Origin of the sequence: Micrococcus sp. HG099 (assembly GCF_024723355.1) — a bacterium.
In the GTDB taxonomy this organism is placed as follows: domain Bacteria; phylum Actinomycetota; class Actinomycetes; order Actinomycetales; family Micrococcaceae; genus Micrococcus; species Micrococcus endophyticus.
The window spans coordinates 1-381 of the sequence record NZ_JANQCJ010000317.1 but is presented as its reverse complement, the minus strand read 5'-3'; the positions used below and the strand labels follow the sequence as shown (position 1 = coordinate 381).

1 pseudogene is annotated in these 381 nt (G+C 57.2%); it reads right to left on the bottom strand.

Annotated elements, in window-relative coordinates:
• Positions 1-358: pseudogene (locus tag NWP10_RS12410) on the bottom strand (hypothetical protein); the annotation flags it as partial.
• Positions 359-381 lie beyond the last annotated feature (23 nt).

Sequence of the window (381 nt, the reverse complement as noted above, 5' to 3'; positions counted from 1 at the left end):
GATCTGGATGGTCGCTGAACGTTGTCAGCGCCGCGTCGTACTGAGCATCGGACGTGCTCGAGCGCAGTATCCGCTCGAGATTAGACTCGATGCTGTCCAGGCTGCATTCACCGATGCCGGACTTGAACACCGTCACACCGCCTGACGGGTTGACCGCGAAGAAGAAAAACGCCTTCGTGTCGACCATGTGCGACAGGATTGTCCTGGCGATGAAGTTGCTCGGATTGATCAGCGCATTGAAGATGCGGTAGCCGTAAAACTCGAAGCCGAAGTGTACGACCTCGAAGTCGTCGGTGCCGCGTATCGAGTGGCCGAAGTTGAAACCGCTGCGTGTTACGTCGTTCGGAATGTCATCCACCGACCGCAGTGCCAGGCAAGCAT